This is a genomic window from Paenibacillus sp. FW101-FHT12H11, assembly GCF_058790355.1.
In genome coordinates this window covers 38,422-63,737 of the sequence record NZ_JBYTCO010000020.1, presented here as the reverse complement: position 1 = coordinate 63,737, position 25,316 = coordinate 38,422, and the positions used below count along the sequence as shown (strand labels likewise).

22 protein-coding genes and 1 pseudogene are annotated in these 25,316 nt (G+C 43.0%); 18 read left to right on the top strand and 5 right to left on the bottom strand.

The features are described from left to right. The first annotated feature begins 281 nt into the window (after positions 1-281). From AC3WTJ_RS36785 to AC3WTJ_RS36765, 5 genes are all read left to right on the top strand, one after another. On the top strand, positions 282-983 hold the full coding sequence (locus tag AC3WTJ_RS36785) for a response regulator transcription factor (RefSeq protein WP_492526669.1): 702 nt from the start codon (positions 282-284) through the stop codon (positions 981-983). Next, a complete protein-coding gene (locus tag AC3WTJ_RS36780) occupies positions 974-2,452 on the top strand; it encodes a sensor histidine kinase (protein WP_492526667.1) in 1,479 nt (492 codons plus the stop codon). The genes AC3WTJ_RS36785 and AC3WTJ_RS36780 overlap by 10 nt, the downstream gene beginning before the upstream one ends. A gap of 360 nt (positions 2,453-2,812) precedes the next feature. Further along, a complete protein-coding gene (locus AC3WTJ_RS36775) occupies positions 2,813-3,772 on the top strand; it encodes a tRNA dihydrouridine synthase (protein WP_492526665.1) in 960 nt (319 codons plus the stop codon). Positions 3,773-4,093: 321 nt separating this feature from the next. Further along, positions 4,094-4,699, top strand: coding sequence for a hypothetical protein (locus tag AC3WTJ_RS36770; protein ID WP_492526663.1), 606 nt, complete (start codon positions 4,094-4,096; stop codon positions 4,697-4,699). Between the two features lie 457 nt (positions 4,700-5,156). Further along, the gene (locus tag AC3WTJ_RS36765) at positions 5,157-5,897 is read left to right on the top strand and encodes a Fic family protein (protein ID WP_492526661.1); all 741 of its coding nucleotides are present in this window, start codon (positions 5,157-5,159) and stop codon (positions 5,895-5,897) included. A 407-nt stretch (positions 5,898-6,304) separates the two neighbouring features. Here the strand turns inward: AC3WTJ_RS36765 and hxlB are convergent, their stop codons facing one another. From hxlB to AC3WTJ_RS36750, 3 genes are all read right to left on the bottom strand, one after another. Next, entirely contained in the window at positions 6,305-6,856 is a 552-nt protein-coding gene (gene hxlB, locus AC3WTJ_RS36760) for a 6-phospho-3-hexuloisomerase (protein ID WP_492526659.1), read from the bottom strand. Positions 6,857-6,861: 5 nt separating this feature from the next. After that, a complete protein-coding gene (gene hxlA, locus AC3WTJ_RS36755; RefSeq protein WP_492526657.1) occupies positions 6,862-7,494 on the bottom strand; it encodes a 3-hexulose-6-phosphate synthase in 633 nt (210 codons plus the stop codon). A gap of 178 nt (positions 7,495-7,672) precedes the next feature. After that, complete coding sequence (locus AC3WTJ_RS36750) at positions 7,673-8,068, bottom strand: winged helix-turn-helix transcriptional regulator (RefSeq protein ID WP_127455617.1); 396 nt, start codon at positions 8,066-8,068, stop codon at positions 7,673-7,675. Between the two features lie 450 nt (positions 8,069-8,518). Between AC3WTJ_RS36750 and AC3WTJ_RS36745 the strand changes: the two genes are divergently transcribed. The 6 genes and pseudogenes from AC3WTJ_RS36745 to AC3WTJ_RS36720 all read left to right on the top strand — a co-directional run bounded on the left by AC3WTJ_RS36745 (position 8,519) and on the right by AC3WTJ_RS36720 (position 16,045). Next, complete coding sequence (locus AC3WTJ_RS36745) at positions 8,519-12,478, top strand: S-layer homology domain-containing protein (RefSeq protein WP_492526654.1); 3,960 nt, start codon at positions 8,519-8,521, stop codon at positions 12,476-12,478. 199 nt (positions 12,479-12,677) lie between these two features. Then, positions 12,678-13,583 carry an NUDIX hydrolase gene (locus AC3WTJ_RS36740; protein WP_492526652.1) on the top strand — a complete coding sequence of 302 codons (906 nt, stop codon included), beginning with the start codon at positions 12,678-12,680 and terminating at the stop codon, positions 13,581-13,583. Positions 13,584-13,604: 21 nt separating this feature from the next. Further along, a pseudogene (locus tag AC3WTJ_RS36735) lies at positions 13,605-13,712 on the top strand (NADAR family protein); the annotation flags it as partial. 87 nt (positions 13,713-13,799) lie between these two features. Next, a complete protein-coding gene (locus tag AC3WTJ_RS36730; RefSeq protein WP_492526650.1) occupies positions 13,800-14,264 on the top strand; it encodes a macro domain-containing protein in 465 nt (154 codons plus the stop codon). Between the two features lie 42 nt (positions 14,265-14,306). Beyond that, positions 14,307-15,170 (top strand): TIGR02452 family protein, encoded by an 864-nt coding sequence (locus tag AC3WTJ_RS36725; protein ID WP_492526648.1) that lies wholly within the window; start codon positions 14,307-14,309, stop codon positions 15,168-15,170. Continuing rightward, on the top strand, positions 15,167-16,045 hold the full coding sequence (locus AC3WTJ_RS36720; RefSeq protein ID WP_492526646.1) for an ADP-ribosylglycohydrolase family protein: 879 nt from the start codon (positions 15,167-15,169) through the stop codon (positions 16,043-16,045). The genes AC3WTJ_RS36725 and AC3WTJ_RS36720 overlap by 4 nt, the downstream gene beginning before the upstream one ends. A 389-nt stretch (positions 16,046-16,434) precedes the next feature. On the opposite strand, the gene AC3WTJ_RS36715 is transcribed toward AC3WTJ_RS36720, so the two are convergent. Continuing rightward, positions 16,435-16,773 (bottom strand): helix-turn-helix domain-containing protein, encoded by a 339-nt coding sequence (locus AC3WTJ_RS36715; protein ID WP_492526644.1) that lies wholly within the window; start codon positions 16,771-16,773, stop codon positions 16,435-16,437. A gap of 251 nt (positions 16,774-17,024) precedes the next feature. Between AC3WTJ_RS36715 and AC3WTJ_RS36710 the strand changes: the two genes are divergently transcribed. Both AC3WTJ_RS36710 and AC3WTJ_RS36705 read left to right on the top strand, forming a co-directional pair. Continuing rightward, a complete protein-coding gene (locus tag AC3WTJ_RS36710; RefSeq protein WP_492526642.1) occupies positions 17,025-17,306 on the top strand; it encodes a hypothetical protein in 282 nt (93 codons plus the stop codon). 466 nt (positions 17,307-17,772) lie between these two features. Continuing rightward, positions 17,773-18,909: an MORN repeat-containing protein gene (locus AC3WTJ_RS36705; RefSeq protein WP_492526640.1), complete on the top strand. Its 1,137-nt coding sequence runs from the start codon at positions 17,773-17,775 to the stop codon at positions 18,907-18,909. Positions 18,910-19,500: 591 nt separating this feature from the next. Here AC3WTJ_RS36705 and AC3WTJ_RS36700 read toward each other — a convergent pair. Next, positions 19,501-19,743 carry a hypothetical protein gene (locus tag AC3WTJ_RS36700; RefSeq protein WP_492526638.1) on the bottom strand — a complete coding sequence of 81 codons (243 nt, stop codon included), beginning with the start codon at positions 19,741-19,743 and terminating at the stop codon, positions 19,501-19,503. A 253-nt stretch (positions 19,744-19,996) separates the two neighbouring features. Here AC3WTJ_RS36700 and AC3WTJ_RS36695 point away from each other — a divergent pair, with 253 nt between their 5' ends. The 5 genes from AC3WTJ_RS36695 (at position 19,997) to AC3WTJ_RS36675 (ending at position 25,084) form a co-directional block, all read left to right on the top strand. After that, complete coding sequence (locus AC3WTJ_RS36695) at positions 19,997-20,656, top strand: CPBP family intramembrane glutamic endopeptidase (protein WP_492526636.1); 660 nt, start codon at positions 19,997-19,999, stop codon at positions 20,654-20,656. Positions 20,657-20,784: 128 nt separating this feature from the next. Further along, positions 20,785-21,612: a protein-glutamine gamma-glutamyltransferase gene (locus AC3WTJ_RS36690; protein WP_492526634.1), complete on the top strand. Its 828-nt coding sequence runs from the start codon at positions 20,785-20,787 to the stop codon at positions 21,610-21,612. Positions 21,613-21,700: 88 nt separating this feature from the next. Continuing rightward, positions 21,701-22,318, top strand: coding sequence for a hypothetical protein (locus AC3WTJ_RS36685; protein ID WP_492526632.1), 618 nt, complete (start codon positions 21,701-21,703; stop codon positions 22,316-22,318). Positions 22,319-22,527: 209 nt separating this feature from the next. Next, positions 22,528-23,451: a sulfate adenylyltransferase subunit CysD gene (gene cysD / locus AC3WTJ_RS36680; protein WP_492526630.1), complete on the top strand. Its 924-nt coding sequence runs from the start codon at positions 22,528-22,530 to the stop codon at positions 23,449-23,451. 1 nt (position 23,452) lies between these two features. Next, a complete protein-coding gene (locus AC3WTJ_RS36675) occupies positions 23,453-25,084 on the top strand; it encodes a GTP-binding protein (RefSeq protein ID WP_492526628.1) in 1,632 nt (543 codons plus the stop codon). Positions 25,085-25,316 lie beyond the last annotated feature (232 nt).

The following is a 25,316-nucleotide window of genomic DNA, read 5'->3' as shown; positions in this document are numbered from 1 at the left end:
TCCAAATTTTCACTTTTTCCAATGCTTGAGTCTGTCACGGTAATTATTTAGTAGTTACTTTTGGGACAGCCTCTTTTTTGAGCGATAAGCGGAAAATGCCTTGTATGACGCGGGGGCTGACGGCATTCAACGCGCTTCCAAAGCGGCTTTTTGACACATTTCTTGAAGGTTGTTATGTGGTTTCTATTATGCAATATAAATCATACAACTTCGAATACCCCCTTAAAATGTAAATAATTTCAGAAGTCTATGAGAGGATCATAGAAAGGTGTGAACCGCTTGTGACTTGGAAAGTGTTGATTGTGGATGATGATCCGAATGTGAGAGAAATCATCCGGCTCTACTTCCGTCAGCAGCTCATCGAATTAATCGAGGCCCCAGATGGTGTCTCGGCCCTGACCATGTTAGCGGAAGTTAAGCCTGATATCGTGATACTAGATGTGATGATGCCCGGACTCGACGGTTATGAAACGTGCCGGGAGATTACCAAGCGTTATGATGTGCCGGTCATTATGTTGACGGCGAAGAACGATGAGTTTGATCGGGTGCTGGGTCTTGAGTTGGGCGCCGACGATTATATGACCAAGCCCTTCAGTCCGAGGGAGCTGGTGGCGCGCATTAAAGCGATTTTTCGTAGAATGCAGAAGGGACAGTCGATTATTGAGGTGGATGCACCCGTCCAATATGAGTTTGATAATTTAGTCATACATGTGAACCGCCGAGAGGTGCTCTCGGGGAGTATGAAAATTGATATGCGCCCCAAGGAGTTTGAACTGCTCGCATTTTTTGCGAAATCTCCGGGCAGCGTGTTTACAAGAGAACAGCTGCTGGAGCAGGTGTGGGGATATAATTTTTTGGGCGATATGAGAACGGTGGACGTTCATATTAAAAAGCTTCGTGAAAAGCTAAGTGCGTGCCATCATGTTTGTATTCATACGATCTGGGGAGTGGGCTATAAATTTGAGGTAGCAGCATGTACCTAAATCCAAATAAAAGCATTCTCCGCAAAATGTTGACCAGCTCCATCGTTACGGTGCTTCTTGGGCTATGTGCGGTAGGGCTCGTTATTTCGTTGTTTGCCAAGGATTATATCGTCAACTCCAAAAGTAATGAGATGATCCGGCAAGCCAAGCAGGTTAATCTCGCCATTCAGAATCAGACGGAACCGAATGATAGATTTAAGGAGCAGCTGCGTTTTTTCGATCAAGCCTTTGATTCGCGTATTTGGATATTTGACTTGAACGGAAACATCGTTACTACATCTTCAAAGGATGAGGTGAACGTAGGTAAGACCGTCAGCGCTGAAGTTGTAAAACAAGTCCTGAATGGTGAACCCGCCATATGGAATTTATCCGAAGGTTCTAAGGAAGGCATGCTTTCGATTGCCGTCCCATGGGGAAAAGACAACGACGTATACGGTGGTATTGTACTGCATTCGCCTCTTAAAGGGATGAATGAGACCATCGCGCAGCTTAGAGAAACCATCCTTTGGGTTACCTTGCTCGGTATATTCTTTTCATTTGGTGTATCCTCCTATTTATCCTGGTCCATTACCCGACCCATCCAACAGATCGACAAGGCGGCAGCCAAGATTGCCGTCGGTGATTACAGTGAGAGAATTCAAATAGATTCCAAAGACGAGATTGGTGAGCTGGCGACAACCATTAATCACATGGTGGAGCAACTTGCGCGCGTTGATCTGGAAAAGAGACAGCTGAATCAGCTGCGGCATGACTTTTTGGCTAATGTTTCCCATGAGCTGCGAACGCCGCTTACGGCGATGCAGGGTTTTTTGGAGGCGCTTCAGGATGGTTTGATCGAAGAAGGAGCGCGGGAAAAATATTACGAGATCATGGTTAACGAAACGCTTCATATGAACCGGCTGGTTGATGATATTACCGATTTAATGAAGCTGGAAAATAAGGAAATCGATCTTGTGTGGTTGGCGGTCGATGTTCAGGCGATGCTGTCCAAGCTGTCCTTTAAATTCCAACCGGAAGCAGAACTCCGCGGGACGGTTATTCACTGCCTTGAAGATGAAAATTCGCCACAGGCTCACGCCGATCCGGATCGACTGGAACAAATTTTTAATAATTTGATCAAAAATGCAGTTAAGTTCACCGAGAACGGAACGATAGAATTGAAGGCGATGGCGGTTCCGTCGGAAGGGTGTGTCCTCATCACGGTAACCGATACGGGAATCGGTATATCACCGGAGGATCAAGGGCTCATCTGGGAGCGCTTCTTCAAAGTGGAGAGAGGCAGACCAGTGAAGCATAAAGGCTCATCCGGCTTGGGGCTCGCCATTGTGCGAGAGCTTGTAGAGCTTCACAATGGAAGCATTCGCGTGCGAAGCGAGCTGGGGATCGGAAGCGCCTTTGAAGTCAGAATTCCGCTTTATGACAGTCGTCAGTATGTGCGGCCGTTGGTAAATTTGGCTGATGTTGGATAACTCGAATCCACCTATCGATAGTACCCAACAATCCATTAAATAAATAATGCATGAACCTCCATCTCTTTCACAAAGGGTTGGAGGTTCTTTACTTAAGCAGGCGTCCTTGCAAAATTCGAGCTTCTTAGACGAGTTAAAAAGAATTCGCGCCTGCACAGTGGAACTATCTATATCAAATGTTCTAAAATAGTTTATGGACCTGGCTGCGCGTTCTTCCTAGATCGCTATCTTCCCACTTAAGCAGGCGAAGGCAGCTAATTTTAATTTACGTTGTCCAAGGTTGACAATGGAACGGATAGCTAATAAATAAGATGAATTGGGATATTGAACAGTCCTGATTTCCATAGAGAGGTTTATGATATGATCAATAATTTTTGGCGCGAATTGCCGCGACCTTTTTTTGTATTGGCTCCCATGGAAGATGTGACGGATGTTGTGTTTCGTCATGTCGTGAGCGAAGCGGCAAGACCCGATGTTTTCTTTACGGAGTTTGCGAACACGGAGAGCTATTGTCACCCGGAGGGGAATCACAGCGTTCGCGGGCGTTTGACTTTCACAGAGGATGAACAGCCTATCGTCGCGCACATATGGGGAGATAAGCCGGAATACTTCCGTCAGATGAGTATCGGCATGGCGAAACAAGGGTTTAGAGGTATCGATATCAATATGGGCTGTCCTGTAGCCAACGTTGCGGAGAATGGGAAAGGAAGCGGCTTGATCTGTCGTCCTGAAGTTGCAGGGGAGATCATTCAAGCAGCCAAAGTCGGAGGAATGCCCGTAAGCGTAAAAACAAGGCTGGGTTTCAGTGCTATAGACGAATGGCGCGATTGGCTAACCCATATCTTGAAACAAGATATCGTTAATCTATCCATTCATCTGCGCACAAGAGAGGAAATGAGTAAAGTAGACGCTCATTGGGAGCTAATCCCGGAGATTAAGAAGCTTCGCGATGAGGTGGCACCGGATACGCTGTTGACCATTAACGGAGATATACCTGACCGCCAAGTCGGGTTACAGCTCGCACAACAGTATGGTGTAGATGGAATTATGATCGGGCGTGGTATATTCAATAATCCTTTCGCCTTTGAAAAGGAGCCGAGGGAGCATAGCAGTGGGGAATTGCTTAACCTTCTACGGTTGCATCTGGATCTCCATGATCACTATTCAGCACGGGAGCCGCGTCTGTTTAAGCCTATGACTCGCTTCTTTAAGATCTATGTCCGTGGATTCCGAGGAGCTAGCGAATTAAGAAATAACTTAATGAATACGAATTCAACGAGTGAAGTGCGTGCATTGCTCGATGAGTTTGGAAGCAAGTAATAGCTCTTGTTCTTACTGATTACTCTACACATGTGGAGTCGGTGGCTTTGTTGGTTAGGAAAGGGAACAACGAGTGAGAAATCAATGTGGGTTGTTCTAACATATTAAATATTGGTGTCATCGAGCAAGGTATTTCTTTTATCTAAAACGATAATGTCTCCAGATGTTAAAAAGCCCTTGTTAGAGGGCTTTTTTGCGTTAACAGTAATATTCAATCTCGATAGACTAATATCCTGAATTTGTAAATTGGTGATATAATAAGGCAGTAGTTGCAAGTCGTTAAGAAAAGAATTATTTTATTGGAGCAAAGGGGGCTTTAATATGCTTCAAAACATGATAGATGCCATAGATAATGAAGTAATTGAAGATGATGTTTATTTAAGCTTAGTAAGCTTTGTAGTTAATGGAAATAGTATAATACTCACTCTTGAACTTACATATCAGGATGATGAGAACGTACTTCAAAAGTGGGAAATTCAATGCAATGATTTTGGTGAACACAAACTTGAACTGTTTTACTTTTCTGATTTTAAGGTTTTAGATGAGCATGTATATTTATGGGACTACAATAAAGACTATTTTGAACTTTATTTCAAAGGACACGTAAAAGACAGTAAGAAGATAATTGGGGAACTTTACATTGCCCATAGAGATATTACAAATAACCTAATACCTTTTGGAACATATATGAATGGAAAAATAGAATGGTTATTAGGATTTGATTTAGGTTTGTTCGCGAAAGCCCCAGTAAATCTTATTAAGGAATATTTTAACGTGCTGGAGGATAACGGTTTAAAAGGCACGTTACTTCCAACCAAAAGTGATAAGCAATGGAAAGGTAAGCAAACAGATTACAAGGTCTTAATTTTTGGTGATTCGTATGTGGTTGCGAAAGAATTTATTGCAATTCAACTAGATAATAGTTAAATGCACGATTTTATAAAGAGAGGGTATGGTTTCAATTATGGAAGTGGACTCTTATACCTTATGGATTGAAGCAGAGAATTGGGCTGAAGGAGAATGGAGTGAGTTTGACTCTAATACGGATGATTGGTGTGGAATATAATGGAGAGAACGATGAACAAATACTTATTAAGACAAAGAAGTTCTTAGAATCTATAATATTGACTAATAGAGAAAAGGAAATAGCAGATGATATTAGACAGTTTCTGAAGATGCTTTATCATAACACCGATGGATACAAGGAAAGTTCGTCTATTTGGAAAAGTATGTTGGAGATGGAACACGATTATAATCTGATAAAGTACACAATAAGATTGCTTGATTGTATGTCGAAGTAGATTAATAAAAGAGAGTAATCAGTCAAACGTCTAATTCATGTTAACTGTGATATAATGGTAATAAGCGTAGGGAGGGGACCAACTTGAACTTTGGTAAAATAGATATATTAAAAAATGAATTAGATAAATTGCGTCCTCTACCAGCGGCTGCTGTAAGAAATTTGGAACAAGTTTATAGGGTCGAATGGACGTACAACTCGAATGCCATCGAAGGTAACACGTTAACACTTTTAGAAACCAAATTGGTTTTAGAAGAAGGTTTAACAATAGGTGGTAAAAAGCTGCGTGAGCATTTTGAAGTCGTTAACCATTCAGAAGCAATTAATTACGTACAAGATGTAGTAAATAGAAACATGGAATTGACTGAGTATGTCATAAAATCAATTCATCATCTAGTACTTAAAAATATTGACGATGAGAATGCAGGGCGATATCGGATGATCAACGTTTTGATATCAGGCCCTGAGCATATCCCACCAAACTTCTCAGTGCTTGCGGAGAAAATGGAACATTTAATTCAATGGTATGATGAACACAAAGATAAATTGCACCCAGTTGAACTAGCAGCGGAATTACACTTTCGTTTTGTATACATCCATCCATTTTCTGATGGTAATGGCCGTACAGCACGGCTTTTAATGAATTTAATTTTAATGAAATACGGATTTCCACCAGCTATTGTTAAAGCTGCAAATGATGCTCGTTTGAAATATTACGAAACTTTAGAATTAGCAAGTATGTGGAAAAATTTAGAACCATTCGTACAATTAATTGCCGATTGTGTTGAGGAAAGTTTGAAAAAGTACATAGGTGCGGTTAAGTAACTTAGGGTACTAAATTCATATAAATAGTCTAATAGCCAGCGAAGGAATTCCAACCCTCCTCTGGCTGTTTTTGATATGGGAACATGTATTTGGTGACGAGTAGTAGTTAAAACTTTAAGCTTGGTAACACTGTTTATATTATTGGTGAAATGGTAGCGTTATTTTATAACGGATGAGTAGGTGAAATCTATGAAGGTATATATTAAAAGAGGTTTTGATAACGAAATTGCCAATCATAATTTTACGCGGCTTTTGATGGGTTTAAACAAATGGGATTTGAAATTCAATATTTTAATGAGATCAACGACATATCAGATCATAACAAGTTTAGATTTAAGCACAAAAACTCGGCCTCCTCTCCAAACGGTAAAATACCGATGGAAGGGTACCGAGTTTTCTTGTTGCTTTTATTCCAGATTGGCGTGATTCTTAAACATAGTCGCACCTTGAAGTTCCTTTATCTCCATAAGGCTTAGTACGACCGTATCCAGCAGCAGCAGGAGGGCTTGTTCGAATAAGCTTCCCATAGGCTGCCTGGAACTGCCCGATGTGCTTTCTTTGGTAGAAGCGGGAATGCGTACGACCGTAGAAGATAATATACCTAAGGTTGATTCTGATACAATTGTAATGGCAGCAACCGAGGCGCCTGTGCTTTTGGCTTTGGATGCCATTGCCGTCAAGCTTTTGGTCTCGCCAGACCCTGACCCAACCAGAAGCAGATCACCTTGGGTAATACCTGGTGTTATGGTCTCTCCTACCACATAAACACGGAGTCCCATATGCATAAGTCTCATCGCGAATGCGCGCATCATCAGCCCAGAGCGTCCTGCTCCTGCTACAAAGATCGTTTCAGCTGTTAAAATCTGATGAGCAAGCTCATCAATCTCATTTGGTTGAATACCTTGAAGCGTGCGCTCCAGTTCTTGAAGAATAGAGGATACAGTTTGCAGCGTACTCATTTCCATTATCTCTGTCTGATCAGTTGCTGCATTTGAGCTGCAACTGCTGGTTTATCTTCAACGCCGGTAATACCGCCGCCCACGATAACCAGATCAGGCTGTGCGTGGATGACTTCAGGCAGTGTCTGAAGTTTAATGCCGCCAGCGATTGCTGTTTTTGCCTGTTTTACGACACGCTTAATTGTAGCCAAGTCCTGAAAAGAGTTTTTACCCTCTGCTTGATGGTCGTAGCCGGAATGTACACAGATATAGTCAACGCCAAGGTTGTCGATTTCTACTGCACGGACGGCAATATCTTTCACATTAATCATATCAACCATAATTTTTTTGTTTTGTTTCCGAGCTTCTTCCACAGCGCCTCTAATCGTGGAATCATCGGATACACCAAGCACGGTAATGATATCAGCTCCTGCTTCGGAAGCTTTCATCACCTCATAACCGCCGGCGTCCATGATTTTGAGATCGGCGAGTACTTTAAGCGATGGGAATTCTGCTTTGATTTCTTTAACGGCGCGAAGCCCTTCGTTGATCACAACAGGAGTTCCAATTTCCACGATATCGATATAAGGCGCTACCTCTTTTATAAGTTGTTTTGCCTCAGGGATGTTGACCAAGTCGAGTGCCAGTTGAAGTTCCATATAATGAAATGTCTCCTTTAGATGAATTATTATTTTAGGGCTGAGTTCATAGTAGGACGATACCGAAATTTATGGAAGTACGCACTTTCAAGTAAGTCTGTATCCTGTAGGATACTGTAGAGCGCAAAAAAGCAGACTCCATGCGGAGTCTACCGGTTTGTAATAGATATATACTCGTTTATTTTTCAGTAGCTTGAAGTGGTATTAGCTCAGAATTAGAGGTTCTGCCGAGCACTTCTTCGCCATAATTTTTCCCCCAGTTGTACATCAGCTTAAGAATCGGGACGAGGCTTTCTCCATATGGAGTCAGCTTATATTCAACCTTTGGGGGAACAACCGGATACACGGTTCGCTCGACAAGCTGGTCTTCTTCCAGCTCGCGGAGCTGGTTGGTTAAAATCTTTTGCGTGATATGGGGAATGAGCCTCTGAAGCTCACTAAATCTCTTAGTACCGTCGATGCCCAGATGCCAGAGGATAATAAGTTTCCATTTGCCTCCGATTAACGCGAGAGTGAGTTCTTTCTCACAGTTAATTTGATCAATTTCAATTCTTGAACGGATATCTTTCGCCAAAGATTAAGCACCTCCACATTCCTATAGTGTCACAATAGATTACAGGATTATAGGGCACATGTCTATGGAAGAAGATGTCGAGTATTATTCAGGAAGATCGCGGTTTGCTAGATGAACTCCGAACTGAGAAAGCAGTTGTTGCAGAGTATCCTCTGTGATGGCTGCTTTTTCTTCTAAGGCTCCGGGCACATTACATCTGACAAAAAGGAAAAGTCGAATAGCGACCAGCGCTGGATTTGCTAGAAAAGTTATTGATAATGATTGGATACATCGAGATTGACCCCATTAAGATCCCCCGGCGATGCCAACGATGATTGAGTCGAAGGCGTAAGCCGTCTTTTTGCTCAGAATTTGCTCAGAACGGTGTGCTATGGTTAATGGGCATGACAAAAAAATACACAATGCGACAGAATTAATAACTGGGCCTTGTGCAAAGGATTGGGGATATCAATGAAGAAAGTGTCTGCGTTTCTTATCATGGTTGCCATGTTATTTGTTAATTGTTCTTTTGTATCTGCTGCTGTAAAAACGGGATGGGATATAAATGCTGCTCGTGGCCTGGCGGTTGACGCAAGCGGTAAAATATACGTCGCGGATCTGGGGAATCATCGCGTTCAAATTTATAATAGTGACGAAAGTCTATATAAGACGCTTGGTGTTAAAGGAGTACTCGGTTCAGACAACAGCCACTTTAACTCGCCGAGGGCAGTTGAAGTCGAGAGGACGACAGGGGATATCTATGTCCTAGATACTACCAATAATCGTGTGCAAGTGTTTGACGCCCAAGGTAACTGGTTGCGAACCATCACGCTGCCGCCAAATGCTAGCAAAACACCAATCCCTGAAGCCATGACACTGGATGGCAATGGGCATCTATTCGTGTCTGATCAAAATATTAATATCGTATACCGATTCGACCTCGATGGGACGAATATGATCGTCGTTGATTCTTCCGGGGTTAGTGGAAGGCCAATGGGGCTGGCCGTGGATGATTCAGGAAATCTGTACGTCTCACAATATAATTCTCAAGTTGTGTTCAAATACCAATATAACTCAGGTTCGGGTACGTACTCAAAAGTAAAAACGATTGGATCTCTGAACGCTCCAGATACAGACAATAGCCACTTTAATGGTCCTTGGGGTTTGTACACCGATAGCAGCAACCGACTATATGTTACAGATCAGACTAATAAACGCGTGCAAGTTTTTAATAGTGACGGCAGCTATGCGCTAACATTGTCCGATACTGGTTTTATGATTCCGCATGATGTAGCTTCAGATAGCAGTGGGAATGTTTATGTGTTGGATAGAGGGGCCAATAAAATATTTTTATTTAAACCGCAAGAAACCTCTGGTACAGCACTTGGTCAAAACATCGTTCCGATTTTTATAGGAAGTATCACGACCCTGACCGTCGATCAAAATTCCGGTGCTGCCGATATCACAAGCTTATTGCACGTCAGCGACACGGATTTGGGTCAGATCGAGACATGGACAGCCAGTACTCCACCTTCCCATGGTACGTTGAGCATCACCAATGTGACAGCTCCCAGCGGTGGTGCCGATATCGCTCCAAGCAGCCCGATTACGTATACACCGACAGCGGGATACTCCGGTACCGACAGCTTTACGGTACAGGTAAGCGATGGCGTCGGCGGAACGGTAACCCGTACCATATCCGTAAATATAAGGGGGCAGGTTGCCACGCCGACAGCCAATCCAGCAAGCGGGGCTACAGTAGCGAACAACAGTAAAGTGATTTTGGGATCCGCAACAAGCGGAGCGACGATTTATTACACGACCGATGGCACGACGCCAACGACAGGCAGCGCGAGCGGGACCAACGTGACGATCAGCGGCGGTCCTGGCGCAACCGCAACTGTCAAAGCGATAGCGGTAAAGGCAGGCAGTTTGAACAGCAACCTGGCAACGTTCACGTATACGATTCAAGCTCCTGCGCCAACAAACTTGACGGCAGCAGCAGGAGACGGCCAAGCAACGTTGAGTTGGATCGGGGTTCAGGGAGCAGTTACGTATAGTCTTTATCAAGGAATAGCCAGCGGTAATTACGATTCGATTCCAGTGGCTACGGTTAGCGGTGTGTCTCATACGGTAACGGGATTGACGAATGGCAATACTTATTACTATGCAGTCAAGGCCAATTACGCAGGAGGAAGCAGCGGCTACTCCAACGAAGCGATTGCAAAGCCTAGATCAAGCGATGCGAATTTGAGCGGCCTAGCAATATCGAGAGGTACGCTGAATCCGATATTTGCGCCGAACATAACGAGTTATGAAGCAGACGTAACGTACGACGTGACCAGCGTCACGGTAACGCCGACGGTATTCGATGCCGGCCATACTGCGGTAACGGCGAGTGTCTACACAAGCAGCGGCAATCTTACGGACGGACCGTTTACTTTGACGAGCGGTACGGCTTCTCCTGCGATTACCCTGGACGAGGGAAGCAACGTGATTAAGGTAGTTGTGACAGCACAAGATACCACAACGAAGACGTATACGGTGACGGTGTCAAGGGCTTCCGCACCTGCGCCGACCAATTTAACGGCAGCAGCAGGAGACGGCCAAGCAACCTTGAGTTGGACGGGGATTCAGGGAGCAGTTACGTATAGCGTTTATCAAGGAACAGCTAGCGGTAATTACGATTCGATTCCAGTGGTTATGGTTGGCGGTGCGTCTCATACGGTAACGGGATTGACGAATGGAACCACTTATTACTATGCAGTCAAAGCCAATTACGCAGGAGGAAGCAGCGACTACTCTAACGAAGCCATTGCAAAGCCTAAATCAGGCGATGCGAATTTGAGCGGCTTGAGTCTGACGAGCGGGTTGCTTAGTCCAGTGTTTGCATCGGGTACGACGAACTACAACGCGACAGTGCCTAATGATGTATCAGTCACCACAGTGACCTACCATACTACTGATGGCCATGCAACTGCGGATTTACGGCTTAATGGAGCTTCGGCTAACAATCCAGTTAATCTGACCGTGGGCTCAAATATCATTAGTGTTGTTGTTACTGCGCAAGATGGAACTACGAAAAGCTATTCAGTGGCCGTTACACGTGCAGGTTCAAATAACGCAGTCTTAAGTTCGCTGAACTTAAGCGGCATTACGCTAGATCAACCGATAACTGGAAATGTTTATGCGTATACCGCGACCGTGCCTTATGATGTTTCTGTTACAACAGCTACGTACGCAACTACGGAAAGCCATGCGACCGTTGCTTTGAGTTTAAATGGAGCACCAGTTAATAATCCGATAAGTTTACAAATGGGGTTAAATATCATTAGTTTTGCAGTGACTGCACAGGATGGAACGGTGCAAACCTATACAGTTAATGTTACACGGGAACCCCAACGGGTTGCTAATATCTCAGTGTCCAGCGCTAGCGAAACCGTGTACGTCGGAGACTCTCTACAATTTAGTACAAGTGTAACTCCTGACAATGCAACGGATAAAACAGTTAGCTGGTCGGTACTTCCAAGTACGGGGGCGGCAACAATCAATGAGGATGGTTTGCTCGTTGCAACTCAAGTGGGTATGGTTACCGTTCAGGCAACTGCACAGGATGGTTCCGGTATTGTAGGAAGCAAAGTTATTACGATCTCTAACAGATCTACTAGCGGCGGTAGTCATTCTGATTCTCATACAGACACTCAATCGCCGCCTGCACCTGTACAGACTACGGAACCTGCACAGACACCGGATTCGACACCAAATCCTTCAACAGATGTGTTTAGGTCGAATGTAGTACAAGGCGACAATAATGTTGTTAAGAACATAGAAACACGTATTCAGGAAGCTAAAAAAGACCCGACTACAGCTAATCTTTCGGACACTACAGGACACTGGGCAGAAAAGACGATTAATATTTTGGTAAAACTACATGTGATTGAAGGTTACGACGATGGTGCGTTCAAGCCGAATGGTGATATCACACGCGCTGAATTCGCAATGATTCTGAACCGGGTATTCGATATCAATGGCGGTGACAATACCAGCACTGTCTTGAAGGACGTTGATAGCCACTGGGCGAAAGGCGCAATCGAGAAATTTGTAAAGGCAGGGGTAATCAGCGGCTACGAGGACGGTACGTTCAAGCCGGATAAAACGATTACTCGCGAGGAAATGGTAGTTATGTTGTCCCGCATAGTAAACCTTAACAACGTGGCGAAGGACACTTCCAAAGGCAATTTCAATGATCTAGAGGGGGCTTATGCAACAAATGAGATCAAAGCTGAAGCGCAGGCAGGAATCATTAGTGGTAAAGCGGATGGGAAATTTGATCCCAAAAATAATGCCACACGCGCTGAAGCTTTGCAGATTATATTGAATACGCTGAAGCTCAACCCGCAATTGAAGACGTTGTTGGATTCGTTTAATTAATATCGTTGCATAGCGAGGCGGCGAATTGTGAATTTATTTTTACCTTGTCACGGGAATATGAATATGAATTTCTACTCTTAAGTCCGAGAAATCGGACTTTTTTATTTTCCATGTATTGACAATAATCTTCAAAGCTATATAATAACAATTAGATATTAACAAAGTGTTATTAACAAAACGAAAACAACAGGTGACTAAGATGACGGAAATAATCATGAGAGACCGCAACGGGTTGACGGAGCGGGAATTTTTGCAAAAATATGATGCCAGTATATATGAACGTCCTTCGGTTACCGTGGATATGCTTATTTTTACTGTTTTTGATAAAGATCAAGATAATTACCGGAAACTGCCCGAAAAGTCCTTGCAATTATTGCTCATTAAGAGGGGCGAGCACCCCTATTTGGGTCAATGGGCACTACCAGGAGGATTCGTATCTGTACGTGAAAGCATTGAAGAGGCGGCGCAAAGAGAATTGAAAAGCGAAGCCAATATCGAGAACCTCTATATGGAGCAGTTATTTACATGGGGCGACGTGGGGCGTGACCCAAGAACGCGGGTAATCAGTTCCTCTTATATGGCGCTTGTGGACCGGACGTCACTAGATGTTAAGGCGGGTGACGATGCAGCGGACGCGCGTTGGTTTGAAGTCAAACATCAAGTTTTCCAAGAGAAAAAAACGATTCTGGAAGATGGGTACGAGTTTGAGCGAATCGTAAAAATAACGCTGAACCATGAAGCGGAGCTTCTAGCCGCAACGGTGAAGATAACGACAATGATTACTGGGCGGACAAGGAGAGTCAGCCGTGAAATTGTCGAGTCGCAGGGGCTTGCTTTTGATCATGCCAAAATTATTGAATACGCCGTAGAGAGGTTGCGCAATAAAATCGAATACACCGACATCGCGTTCCATCTCATGCCTCCATTATTCACGCTGTCAGAGCTTCAACAAGTCTACGAGGTCATTCTCGGAAAAGAGCTGCTTGCTGCAGCATTTCGAAGAAAGATAGCGCCTATGGTTACAGAGACGAATGAATTTACAAAAGATGCCGGGCATCGCCCCTCCAAGCTTTATCGCTTTAACCCCAATTGGGAGAACACTTAACCATGTGAGGACGGATTTACTATGGAAAAATTCACTTTTTTCTACCGGACAGAATCGCCATTTTCAAAATGGCATCCTGCTCCATTTCAAATAGATGGAATAACCTTTAATTGCGCAGAACAGTACATGGAGAGGGACTAACTGGTTGGGCGAAGTGCTTACGAATTTAAGGGAAGACCTGCTCTCTGCGATGAATAAATGAGAGAAGAAAGTGAAGTGAGTACGGTGGTTAACGTCGTAATAGGGGACTTATTTCAAGCATCCGAATCCATTATTGGTCATCAAGTCAATTGTCAGGCCGTAATGGGCTCGGGTGTAGCCAAGCAAGTGAAGCAGCTCTATCCTGAGGTGTTTAGAGAGTATATATCATTTTGTAACCAATATAAGGGAAACTTGCTCGGATCGTGCCAAATTGTCGAAGTTGGTAAGGGAACAAATAAATACGTGGCGAATTTATTCGGCCAGCAAACTTTCGGTAGGGATGGCAGGAAATATACGAACGATTACGCTTTAAAGAATGCTCTATCCCAGTTGTACGAGTTCGCCAAGGCAAACCATTATTCAATAGCACTTCCTTATAAAATTGGCTGCGATCGCGGCGGTGGGGATTGGAGTGTTGTTTTAGGAATGATCAGTGATATTTTCACGGATGTGGACATTAGACTATATAAATTGGAATAGAAAATTGAATTAATTGGAAGTTCGAAAAATGGAGTGAGTGATATGAATCTACAAAACAGTAACAGAGAAATAAGATCAAAAGTAGCGAAAGAAACGTTAGCTATTCTAGAAAAAGGTTACTACCTTAACACAGAAGGGAACATAATTACAATAGAACAAGAGGTTGAGACGGCTATACGTAACTCAAAACTATATTCGCCAAACGGACTGCCGGTAATTAAACAGGAGGCTGTATCCCGGATAAATAATCATCAGGGAATTCAAACAAAAATTGAAGTGACGGACGAATCTACTTTGGCTGCCGCCCGAAGACTTGTGGTACAGGAAGGGTTGCAGAACACCCTGTGTCTAAATTTTGCCTCTGCGAAGAATCCAGGTGGGGGGTTCCTTGGAGGCAGCCAGGCGCAGGAAGAAAGTTTGGCTCGTTCCTCTGCGCTATATCCCTGCATTTCACAAATGGATGAGATGTATACTTATAACCGGAATCTTAAGACTTGTCTGTATTCAGATTATATGATCTATTCCCCTAAAATTCCCGTCTTCCGAAGCGATGATTGCACACTTTTAGAAAATCCGTATTCAGTTTCCATCCTCACAGCGCCAGCTGTTAATGCTGGAGTTGTCCGCGAGCGGGAACCGCAGCAAGTGAGTATGATTGAACCGGTCATGCTGGAGAGAATCCGGTATATTCTTTCCGTAGCGGCAAAACATGGGGAGAAAGCTATCATTCTGGGGGCATATGGATGCGGCGTTTTTAGAAATAATCCTAGCGATGTTGCCAAAATGTTTAAGCGTGTGTTGATGGATGAAGGCTATCGGATGCTATTTGATCATATTGTTTTTGCGATCCTGGATAAGACTGACGAAAAGAGAGTTGTTAATCTATTCAAGGGGGAGATTCTATGAGTCTGAATAGTAAAATTAAAGGCGGTCTCTACGGAGTAGCAGTAGGTGATGCATTAGGCGGGACGACGGAATTTATGAGCACCCGGGAAATCCAGAAAAAGTACGGATATCTCACCGATATCGTCGGTGGCGGAGCTTGGGATCTCACGCCAGGAGAAGTAACAGACGATACCATGATGACCCTTTGCGTGGCGGAAGGAATTCTAATTGACCCTCACGAACCCGAGCAGGCGATCGGCGAGAAGTTCCTCGAGTGGTACAGATCGGATCCTAAAGATATTGGAAATATCATTAGAAGATCTCTCAGTAACTATCAAGGTAACTGGTTTGAGGCTGCGTTTTTAGCTGACTTAGATTTAGGACAAAGTGCAGGTAATGGCTCACTTATGCGCTGTCTTCCTGTTGGTTTGATTTACCCTAATCTTTCGGATATTGAAAGGGTATCTCGTTTACAATCGAAAATGACCCATTACGATGAACGTTGCAATCAGGCATGCGAGATATATAACCGAATCGTTTGGAGACTACTGGACGATGAAAAGCTCACAGAGGCAATTCAAAGTGAGATCATGAACACGGAATATGAGGATATTTTAAATGGAACTCCTGAATGTGAGCCAAGTGGTTTTGTCGTCCATACGTTTCGTCACGTTCTCCATTTGTTGCTGACTAGCGATTCGTTCTCGGATGTTGTTGAGCGAGCGGCTAACTTGGGTGGAGATTCGGATACCATAGGGGCTATAGCGGGGGGGCTTGCTGGAGTGAACTATGGATATGAGGGAATACCCGAGCGGTATTCGGGTGTGATTCTTGTTAAGGATAGGCTTGATGCTTTGTCGGAACGGGTTTTTGAGTTGCGGAATAGGTTGGTTTGAGTTGTTAGCGTAGGGTGTAGGGAGAGTTAGAAGTGGATATGGAGATTTAGCAGGTATTTATACAACAAAACCTAGTCTTTATGAGGGCTGGGTTCTTTGATAGCCGATAGCCGATTAATTAGATTGGGCGGAGTGCATTGCCATCTTTTTAAGATCCATAATTATGTCATAGCTTTTAATAGGTCGAGACCAATTAATCCATTAATATAATTAATCTCTTCATGAAAACATCAAAAACACTAATGCGTAATCGTAATGGACCTGCCCCGCAAAGGCTACGACGCCAGTGGATATGTTTCCGTATACAGTGCATGTAAATTTAATTCCGCTGTTCATTTTGTAATAATCGGCGAGAATAAGCAATAAAACCCACCTTTGCATGGTGGGTTTTATTGCTTATTCTTTTTTGCTAACTGCGATTCATACTTACGAATCAAATTGAGACTATCTTTTAAATAATCAGCTTCTTCTGGTGTTAGGTTCTCTTTGCTTCCAGTCAGAAACGCAATATTTTCTAGCTCTACGTTGGCTTTCAATTCTCTACCGAGAAGTGTATCCAAACTTACCTCAAAAAAGTCAGCCAACGCAATAAGCGTTGCAAAATCAGGTTCGCGAGTGCCTTGTTCATAATTAGCGATTTGTCCGCGTGATAGGTTCATCTGTGTTGCAAGCTCATACTGACTAATGCCTTTATTGTTTCGAAGTTCTGCTAGTCGTTTGCCGAACACGTATAATCACCTCAAAACCATTATAAGTAACAAAATTCGTTTGCTACTATAATGGACACGATAAGTTTCGCTTATGCTTGATGGTTTGAGGGAAATAAGATATATTAAAATACAAATGACACGAATTGTGTCTGAATATTCATTGGAATGCCGTTATCCCGTAATTTTTCATCCAGTTAAGAGAACTAGTTTTTAACTCAGACACAGAAGGTGTCCTTAAAGCAACCCTAAGTTTATCGGAGGTGGCAGCCATGCAAGAAATCCAAACCAAATACGAAGAAGCCCTAAAGGAAGAATCCATCCTAACCCAAAGAATCAGCCTCTGCCATGAATTCATCGACATTATTCTAAAGTATATCTCCCATAACGCAGATTCTATTCACATCCTCACAGCAGAGGACATTGTCACCGCAGTGCATACAATCGGGCAGGACTTGGGTACAGAGCTACTTCATTTAAAGCTAGAGAAGGGAATTCTTGAAAATAAGTTAAAAAGTTTAAATGCAGAATCAAGTGAATTGCACAAAAGTTAAATATAGTGGTAATTATATAATTTTAAAATTAGGACTCATATTAGTGCTCGCCGGGCGTGGAAAATCAGATGATTTCAAGCATGAAGTAGTGGTTAGTACTGATAATGGGAGGGAATATACTAGCGTACATCTCCGAGAAGGCAGATTCTATTCATATACTTACTGCAGAGGATATTGTTACTGCGGTTCATACCATAGGTCAGGACCTGGATACGGAATTGCTCCATTTGAGGCTGGAGAAAGGGATTTTGGACAATAAGCTTAAAGGGCTAATGGATTAACAGGATCTTCAAAACCTCTCAAGTTGAGAGGTTTTTTGTTCTATTACTGAACGGAAAGCGCCCCGACAATACTTTCAATATTAACTCTAGTATGTTAACGTAGAAAACAGTTGTCTATGTAGGAAATATATGTATTTGCGTCATGCGGATGATATCCAAAACTAAATAATTTTTGAGGTGACAACATGAAGAATGTGCTCGCTATTTTGTTGTTAGGTTCTCTTCTTGCTATTAGTGGAACATTGGCCTACAACCTGTATGAGAAAATCACGGCCCAGCCAGTCTACGTAAGCTCTGGACCATCTGCCTCCACACCTCCTGGTCAGAACGCTTCAACTATCCTTGCCAATGAACCGGTGACGGGTATCGCCTCCAAGGCTGCAGAGAATGGAGCGGCAATTGCCAGCATGCCAGCGACTGCATCGTCAGTGCCTGCCAAAGCGGATAAGTCTGGCGCAGTTGTGAAGGAAACAACGGTCAAAATGTCCGATAAAACATACAAATACATAGGTGAGGTAGTAAATGGTGTGGCGCATGGACAAGGAGCAGCGTACTACCCGAACGGACAAAAGCGTTACGAAGGCGAATTCGTGAATGGGAAAGTAATTTTGGTTGGCAAAACATTTTTCGAAGATGGAAAACTGCGCTCAGAAGGAAAAAGAGTGAATGGAGTCATTCAGGACATAGGCTACAATGAGGATGGCAGCGTGTATTCGGAAATGACACGTCCGGAGAATAATAAATTGGGGGATGCCAAAATTTATGCGCCCGAAGGTTATCTGCAATACGCGGGGCAGGTTACTCCAGATTCGGTCATTCCTGAGGGAACGGGGACTGAATATCATTCGAATGGAAAAACAAGATATACGGGAACTTTCAAGAACGGTCAATACAACGGAACGGGTACATTTATTTCCGACGATGAGCGGGATAAGTATGTAGGCCAGTTCACATCTGGAGCTATGTCAGGGAAAGGCAAGTTCTATGAATATGGAACGCTTTATTATGATGGAGAGCATCAGGATGGTATTTATCAGGGTAAAGGCAAGTTTTATATGAATGGCTCGATTGCATACGACGGCGATTTCGTGAATGGCAACGCCAACGGAACCGGAAAGATGTACGATAATGGCAAGCTTGTGTATGAAGGTGAAGTTGCAGACAATATACCAACGGGCAACGGAACAAACTACTTAGGAAGTACCAACCTAAAGATTAGCATCACGATACGAAATCCTAGCGTACAGCAGTCTTCCGGTGTATCTTCCTTTAATGTGCCCCAGGGAGTCCGAATTCCGACAAAGGGCGAAATAGTGAAGTAAACGAATTTCTTGGTTTTTAATATCAGTTTCAACAAAATGAAACCTCCAATTTCCACTTTGATAGTGTGATTTAGGAGGTTTCTGTTGCTACTCTATCTTATAATTAGTTATTTTATCATTTAAGTAGATTTCAATTTTCTTAGGTTGGGTTTTTAAGGTTATTATTGTTTATGATTCTTTTTTTACGTATTGATCGTTTGATGCCATTTTATCATTTAAATAAATACGTAAAGTCCCATTTTCTAATTTCGATTTAGTTATTCTGTAATCATAGCTAAGTTTTTTTCTTGAATAAATTAAGTAATTTATTTCCTCTGTTTGGTCATTATTCTCATTGATTTTTTTAAGTAAATGCCAATTTCTTCAAATTGTTTTGTACCCAAGTTTGAAGGCTTTGATCTAGATCAGAAATATTGACATCCTTTGTATTCACGGTAGTTTGTTCATTTGAACAAGCTCTCAAAATAAAGAAGCAAATAGAAATGATAATTTTTTTTGCAATAGTATTCATCTCCGCCGATACCAAAGCTTCGTACAACCTTGTCCCCATTTTCAAATTTAATACCGTGGTCGATTAGGTAAATTTGCATCTTATCGTCCTCTGTAGAAGGCACTTCTTCTAATTTCTATAGTGATCTGATCTTGACCTGTATGATAAACAATATTATTTTGTCTACATTGTAAAAGTTCTCTTGTTGCATCATCTGGATGTGGAATAGCTTTAATCAAAGCAACCTCATCGACGTACTGAATGTTCTCTTCTGTATGGGAATTTAAAATTTCGAGAAGGACGTACTGATCAGGATAAATATTGCGAACTTCCTGCCATTGCATAGTAAACACACTTCTCTGTTTATAGATAACCTTCTTAATTATAACATAACTATCTGATTTTGCTGGCTTGTCTCAGGAAAGAGTTAAATGAATTAAATTTGGATAAAGACAGAGGGGTTTTCCTCTTTCTAACGAAGTCATTAGACTGGATGAAGTTGGGGGGAAAGTATTTCAATTACTACATCTGTTAGGTAGCAAAGAAGTTTTATTACACGATTGTTTATTCCGTTAACGAAGCTCGAGGAGAACTGAGATGCTAGACTTTGAGGCAAGAAAAAGGTTAATATGCTTAATTATTGTACTGTTTTTTGCAGTAGGATGGCCAATTATGAGTTCAACATATCTTCTATTTCACCCTTCCTATGGCGGAGAAGATAATCATTTAAGTTTCGTTTTTACCTTGGTCTTGGAACTTCTCGGATTAATCTTATTGAGAGTGGTACTCAAAAGCCAGGGGAGAAGCTTTAAAGAACTTGGCTGGACCTTCAAATTTACCGATATTGGTCACGCGTTATTACTATATCTCTGCTTTTATGTACTCGAAATTGTATTAATTCTATTCGTTCCATATGTAAGGTCTGAGCCCGAGAACATTGGATTTTTAAAAAGCAACATCACGCTATTTTATTTTCTTTTCATTATTGTGAATCCTTTCTTTGAAGAGTTAATTGTAAGGGCGTATGGAATAACCGAGTTTCTTCACTTTTTTAAAAAGGAAGAGATTGCTGTACTTGCAAGTACGCTGATCCAGACGTCGTATCATTTGTACCAAGGTGCAGTACCTGCGATCTTAAATGGATTACTATTTTTTATTTTCTCTATTTATTTTGCTAAAAAGAGGCGTATTATTCCCATTATTCTGGTTCATGGATTTTTGGATATTTATGCGATGTTTCAGTTGCATGGAACGTGATGGAAGTGTACTTTGAGGCTCAGTTTGGCAAGTCGAAGGAGGGGCAAACTATACATGATTCACATAACCCGGAATCTCCACATATAAAAATAGGTGAATCACACTTACTTCATTATGAGGAGAAGTCCATGATCGTAATCGAAGGTATCAACTATATAACCTTTGGGGAAGGCACGCTGTCTGAGCTGGAACTAGCCATTTTCCAAAAGAAGCAGGCCAGTCCTTATGAGTATCGGTATGACTCCATACATGATTTGCTTTTTGAGCTGCGTATGCGAACGCAGATTATGGAGTCGGCGAAGGAGCTGAGTAGAGCCGGTGTCTATTTTGCCGGATTCCAGAAAACGCTGTGCAACCCGACCTATTGGCATTTAACGAACGAGGGCAGGTTTCAGTTAAATCATGGTGTTAAGCCGCGAGACGCGATAAGGGATATTTTTGAAAATGGCGGTTCCTACGGGTTCGAGTGTTCGATGGCTGTCATCGTTGTTATGTATCATGCTCTGTTACACTCCATAGACCCTAGTCAATTCGACCGTTTATTCGCGGGTCTTTTATTATTTGATTGGCATTCCAATGGCAAATTGAACCTCATCGACCGATTCAATAAGGAGGAGGCGGTGGTGGGGGATGTGCTTTATTTTGAAAATCCCGACGTTGAAGAGCTGCTTCCCTGGTGGAAGGGGGAGAATGTTGTGCTGCTGGAGAACGAGCTATATTATGGACATGGTCACGGCCTCGGAATTGCATCTGGGGAAGAAGTTATTCATGTCCTAAATAAATATAGAATGCCTGGCAGTACAAAATCAGCATTTCTGACGGATCGTTATGTTCATCCGGATTTCTCCCACTTCTCAGAATTTCAGCATCCTTTGCGGGAGAAGCCCCTTATTACGAAAATTGGAGACTGGATTCATGTCCGTAAGGCTGGTTTTTTCACGACTCTTGGTAAATGAGCCCATTTTCTATAGACATATATCCTAATGGCAAAACGATGCATAGGATGACGTATTGACATATGCCTACTTCAGGAGGGAACAAAAAATGCCAAAAGACAGCCGATCAACAGAGGATAGCTTACCGATTTATCATGCTTCAACCAGAACGGAGAAACTCCAAAAAGCTCAACCTGTGCAGCCAGTCCAACCCGTTATACCGGCTCAACCCGTGCAACCCATTCAACAAGCTCAGCCAGTTCAACCGATTCAACAAGTTCAACCTGTGCAACCAACTCCACAATGGTCCGGAGATAACCTCCCGATCTACCAACAACCTATCGTAGCGCCAGTAGGCCATGCTCCAACACAAGCCCATCACGCACAAGCACAAGCTCAAGTTCACCATGCCCAGCCTCATCACGTTTACCATCCGCAGCATCATTATGCCTATCATCCACATCATGTTTATCATCCTATGCATCATATGGCTTACCATCCGCAGCATCACTACGTTGCCTATGTTGCACATCCCTACCATGCTTATATGCATCATCATCCGATGCACCACCTTCAACACCATGTTCAGCACCATCAACATACCGGACAGCAAGGCCAGCAGCATCACACGGGCCAGCATCACAACATGGGGCAACACCACAACACAGGGCAACATCACCAAACTTGGCAAAATCACCAACATTATACGTCTACACAAAATAATTAATACGGTCGCCGAATTCAAAATAGACCCTGGAGGCTTTAAGCATCCGGGGTTTATTCCTGTTCGCTGATGATTTGTTACGACAATATTCGAGAAAATTGATATAATTATTGAGATTTTCACTTTCTTCCACTTTGCATAAAAGCTAGAATCTGATAGTATATAATAAAATACCGATGGATTTAGTAAGAATTAAAAGGAGGCACCTTTCCATGCAAAAACTGATGCTTGATTCCATACAAGAAATGACGCATCTGGATCAACTCGAAGCTGAAGCGATTTATATTATCCGAGAAGTAGCCGCGGAATGTGAGAATCCCGTGATGCTGTATTCGATCGGGAAGGATAGTTCCGTGATGCTGCATTTGGCGCTCAAAGCTTTTTATCCCGAGAAGCCGCCGTTTCCTTTCATGCACATTGATACAACGTGGAAGTTCAAAGAAATGATCGAGTTCCGCGACCGCAAAGCGAAAGAGTTCGGAATCAAGATGATCGTTCACTCCAACGAAGAAGGGATTGAACAGGGGATTAACCCTTTTGATCACGGTTCCGCGTATACGGACATCATGAAAACGCAAGCCCTGAAACAGGGATTGGACAAGTACGGATTTACGGCTGCGTTCGGCGGCGGTAGACGTGACGAGGAGAAGTCGCGTGCGAAAGAGCGGATTTTCTCCTTCCGCAATAAGAACCATGCCTGGGATCCGAAGAACCAACGCCCGGAGATGTGGAAGCTTTTTAACACAAGAATTAACAAAGGCGAAAGCATCCGCGTATTCCCGATATCCAACTGGACGGAAAAAGATATTTGGCAATACATTCGCAGAGAAAATATTGATATTGTGCCGCTTTATTTTGCCCAAGAAAGACCTGTTATCGAACGCGACGGCCATCTCATCATGGTGGATGATGATCGCATGAAGTTGGAGCCGCACGAGAAAATTGAAATGAAAAAGATGCGATTCCGCACATTAGGCTGCTATCCTCTTACTGGTGGGGCCGAGTCGGAAGCGGATTCGCTGGATAGCATTATTGAAGAAACACTTGGTGCGGTTTCATCCGAACGGACAACCCGGGTTATCGACCAAGAAGCGGCGGGAAGTATGGAAAGACGCAAACGGGAGGGTTATTTCTAATATGAAAAGTCTGCTTAAATTTATTACATGCGGAAGTGTGGACGACGGGAAATCCACTCTAATTGGGCATATGCTTTATGAGGCGAAGCTTTTGTTCGCCGATCAGGAGAAAGCGCTTGAACTCGACAGCAGACTTGGCAGCCGCGGCGGCAAAATTGACTACTCCTTGCTTCTTGATGGATTATTGGCTGAGCGTGAACAAGGGATTACGATTGATGTCGCTTATCGCTATTTTACGACGGACCACCGTTCCTTCATTGTAGCGGACACACCGGGACACGAAGAGTATACACGTAACATGGCCGTAGGGGCGTCCTTTGCGGATCTTGCCGTCATTCTTGTGGATGCAACCAAAGGGATCATTACTCAAACCAAACGCCATACTCGCATTTGCGCACTTATGGGCATTAAGCATCTTGTTTTAGCTGTGAATAAAATGGATTTAGTTCATTTTGAACAAAAGATTTTTGAGCAGATTAAAGATGAGTTCTTCCAAACAGCTGGTGAGTTCCATTTCCAAAGCATTGAAGTGATCCCTGTTTCGGCAACAGAAGGGGATAACATTACGAAGAAATCACAACATACCCCTTGGTATGAGGGCCTTCCTTTATTATCTTACTTAGAAAATGTGGATGTTCTTGAAACGAATGACACGAAACAATTCATGATGCCGATCCAGCGTGTATGCCGACCGGACCATACGTTCCGCGGTTTCCAAGGCCAGATTGAGGCTGGCAGTATCGCGGTCGATGATGAGTTGACGATTCTGCCGAGTCGTGAGAAGGCGAAAGTCAAACGCATCTTAGTGACAGACCAAGATCGAGAATCCGCCTATGTTGGACAACCCGTAACGATCCAGTTGGATCGTGAAGTCGACGTTTCTCGCGGTTGCGTATTCACGAAAGACAGTGAAATCAAAGAGGCTGATCGTTTTAGCGCGACGATTCTGTGGATGGATGACTCCGTACTGACTCCGGGCAAAAATTATTTGGTCAAAGTAGGAACGAAAATCCTGCCAGGTACCGTGACGGCGATTAAGCATAAAATCGATATCAACACAGGAAATACAGTTCCAGCCGATCAAATTGTCAAAAACGAAGTGGCAAAATGTGAATTTTCCTTATCGGACGACATTGTTTTTGATTCCTTTGAACAATATAAAAGCATTGGCGGATTTATCCTGATCGATCGTGTTACCAACATGACATCCGCTTGCGGAGTCATCGAAGAGGCCCTGCAAAGCTCCGACAGCGTCGTAAGTTTAGATGCGGAAGTTACCAGAAATGTTCGTGCTGAGCAAAAAGGACAAAAGCCCTTGACCCTCTGGTTCAGCGGTTCGGTTTCGGATAGCTTAGCACTAGCTAAGGAAGTCGAGAAACGTTTGGTATCGACAGGCTACCATACGATGTTACTTGAGAATAGCCGCGGTGAATCGTCGCTACGAATCGCGGAAGTTGCCAAATTGATGAACGATGCGGGACTTATCGCCTTGGTCGTGAATCAGAATGACAATGACCAAGCAACCGTGCGAGACATCATTGGGCATGAGTTGATGGAAGTTGATTCAAGCAACTCGATTGAAGAGGCTTCGAGTGTTGTGAAGCGGGTTGTGCGGTTTTTGATTAATTCTTAGTGAAACGTGGAATAAATGAAAATATGACCCCTATATCATCGTGTATTTGATGATGTAGGGGTCTTTTATTTTTTTACAGTTTTAACGACCGGACTCTCAACATACCGCATAATTTAAAATACTATCCCCTCATGAGTTTTGAGAGGGTTATTTGACGTTCAGGAATTTTTATAAAAATTTTATTTGATTTGACATATTTCGACTTAAACTAAATGTACTAAGAAATATAAAA